Genomic DNA, 2,404 nt, shown 5'->3' with positions numbered 1-2,404 from the left:
TAGATGTTGAAAAATTAAAATGGATTTATATAAAAATATATATAATTTTATAATCGTCCTACTAGATTATAAGGTTTCACCTTCCATGTTTCATATGGAATAAAATGAGTTGCCTTCATCGCATCAAGCGTTCTTGATCTCATATGAGGACGCGTTATATACGCATCGATATTTTCTTCATTAAAAAATTTTAGTAGAAAAAAGACCCTATTCATTAAACGAAAGGGTCTTTTTTCTTCATTATTCACCTAAGTCTACGTTATGGTAAACTTGTTGCACATCTTCTAAATCTTCTAATGCATCAATCATTTTTTCAAATTGTACTTGTGCATCTTCTGGAAGTTCTACATCATTTTGTGCAAGCATTGTTAATTCTGCAACTGTAAATTCAGTAATACCAGCATCTTTAAGTGCTGCTTGTACTGCATGGAATTGATCAGGTTCAGCATAAACGATAACAGATTCTTCTTCTTCCAAAATATCACGTGCATCTACATCTGCTTCCATTAAAATCTCAAGAACTTCATCTGATGTTTTTCCTTCAAGACCAATAACAGCTGTCGCATCAAACATATATGCTACAGATCCGTTTACACCCATGTTACCACCATTTTTACTAAATGCAGCACGTACATCTGCTGCAGTACGGTTTACGTTATTTGTAAGTGTATCCACGATTACCATAGATCCATTTGGTCCGAATCCTTCATAACGAAGCTCGTCATAGTTTTCTTCTGAACCACCTTTTGCTTTTTCAATTGCACGGTCAATAATTGTTTTTGGTACACTATACGTTTTTGCACGCTCTAATACAACTCTTAATGTTTGGTTTGATTCTGGATCCGGCTCACCTTGTTTTGCTGCTACATAAATCTCACGTCCAAATTTAGCGTATATACGGCTTGTATTTGCATCTTTTGACGCTTTTTTGTCTTTAATATTGTTCCATTTACGGCCCATACTGTTCCACTCTCTTTCACGTTTAAATCTACATAAAAAATATTAATATGAAATACACTGTTTATTCAACACTTTTTCAAAATAAATACAAAAAGTTCTTAATCAATTCGCATTACTGACATAATATAAATCGATATAATTTTTGTTCATTCACCAAATTATATTATACCTTAATTCTATAATTCATTACGAGTGTAATACTCAAATAACATGATTTTACAGTTTGTGGTGAATTATGAGTGATGTAAAGTTTTTCACTAACTTCTTCATTTCTACGCCACTTGCTTCACCACATGTAATATTAGGTAATAAAAGCTCTATTTTCGTTCTACTCAGCTGTTTCATATTCGAAAAAGACTCTAACATTTCTGTTAGAGTCTTTTTCTACCACGCTATTTGATACCGATGGTCGGGGTCGAACCGACACTCCCGAAGGAACACGATTTTGAGTCGTGCGCGTCTGCCAATTCCGCCACATCGGCATAATAAGAAAGGCGGCAACCGGATTTGAACCGGTGGTAAAGGTTTTGCAGACCTCTGCCTTACCACTTGGCTATGCCGCCATATTAAATTTGGAGCGGAAGACGGGATTCGAACCCGCGACCCCAACCTTGGCAAGGTTGTATTCTACCACTGAACTACTTCCGCAAAAATGGCTGGGCTAGCTGGATTCGAACCAGCGCATGACGGAGTCAAAGTCCGTTGCCTTACCGCTTGGCTATAGCCCACCGAATTATTAATACATTATATAGTTTCAACACTTATTTTATTACCATTAATATTTAAATAAGACATTGTCTATCTTATCATAGTTAAATTAATTTGTAAATATTTAAAATAAATGGGGCGACTGATGGGAATCGAACCCACGAATGCCGGAGCCACAATCCGGTGCGTTAACCACTTCGCCACAACCGCCATGTTATGTTTTGGCAGGGGTAGTAGGAATTGAACCCACACTGGAGGTTTTGGAGACCTCTGTTCTACCTTTAAACTATACCCCTATATAAAATGTAAATGGTGGAGGGGGGCAGATTCGAACTGCCGAACCCGAAGGAGCGGATTTACAGTCCGCCGCGTTTAGCCACTTCGCTACCCCTCCGAAACTTACATGGTGCCGGCTAGAGGACTTGAACCCCCAACCTACTGATTACAAGTCAGTTGCTCTACCAATTGAGCTAAGCCGGCATATTTAGTTAAAATGGTGGCTCGGGACGGAATCGAACCGCCGACACGAGGATTTTCAGTCCTCTGCTCTACCGACTGAGCTACCGAGCCTTTATATAAATGGCGGTCCCGACCGGGGTCGAACCGGCGATCTCCTGCGTGACAGGCAGGCATGTTAACCACTACACCACGGGACCATTTGGTTGCGGGGACAGGATTTGAACCTGCGACCTTCGGGTTATGAGCCCGACGAGCTACCAGACTGCTCCACCCCGCG

The 2,404-nt window shown here is 39.9% G+C and carries 1 protein-coding gene, 11 tRNA genes and 1 pseudogene; all 13 read right to left on the bottom strand.

Translation table 11 applies throughout. The annotated features are described in order from the left end of the window. Positions 1-47 precede the first annotated feature (47 nt). A pseudogene (locus V7183_RS17070) lies at positions 48-182 on the bottom strand (DNA mismatch repair protein MutT); the annotation flags it as partial. 58 nt (positions 183-240) lie between these two features. Next, entirely contained in the window at positions 241-960 is a 720-nt protein-coding gene (locus tag V7183_RS17065) for a YebC/PmpR family DNA-binding transcriptional regulator (RefSeq protein ID WP_097896623.1), read from the bottom strand. A 400-nt stretch (positions 961-1,360) separates the two neighbouring features. After that, a tRNA-Leu gene (locus V7183_RS17060) sits at positions 1,361-1,442 on the bottom strand. A 10-nt stretch (positions 1,443-1,452) separates the two neighbouring features. Further along, a tRNA-Cys gene (locus V7183_RS17055) sits at positions 1,453-1,523 on the bottom strand. A gap of 10 nt (positions 1,524-1,533) precedes the next feature. Then, positions 1,534-1,608: transfer RNA gene (locus V7183_RS17050), tRNA-Gly, on the bottom strand. Positions 1,609-1,613: 5 nt separating this feature from the next. After that, positions 1,614-1,688, bottom strand: a tRNA-Gln gene (locus V7183_RS17045). Between the two features lie 114 nt (positions 1,689-1,802). Beyond that, positions 1,803-1,878: transfer RNA gene (locus V7183_RS17040), tRNA-His, on the bottom strand. A 12-nt stretch (positions 1,879-1,890) separates the two neighbouring features. After that, positions 1,891-1,964, bottom strand: a tRNA-Trp gene (locus V7183_RS17035). 14 nt (positions 1,965-1,978) lie between these two features. Next, positions 1,979-2,062: transfer RNA gene (locus V7183_RS17030), tRNA-Tyr, on the bottom strand. A 10-nt stretch (positions 2,063-2,072) separates the two neighbouring features. Then, positions 2,073-2,148 (bottom strand) — tRNA-Thr (locus V7183_RS17025). Positions 2,149-2,162: 14 nt separating this feature from the next. Then, a tRNA-Phe gene (locus tag V7183_RS17020) sits at positions 2,163-2,238 on the bottom strand. 10 nt (positions 2,239-2,248) lie between these two features. Beyond that, a tRNA-Asp gene (locus V7183_RS17015) sits at positions 2,249-2,324 on the bottom strand. 3 nt (positions 2,325-2,327) lie between these two features. Beyond that, positions 2,328-2,404, bottom strand: a tRNA-Met gene (locus V7183_RS17010).

This window comes from Bacillus sp. JJ1127, assembly GCF_036965845.1.
Lineage (GTDB): Bacteria > Bacillota > Bacilli > Bacillales > Bacillaceae_G > Bacillus_A.
The sequence above is the reverse complement of the archived record's forward strand: the minus strand, read 5'-3'. Positions and strand labels throughout refer to the sequence as shown.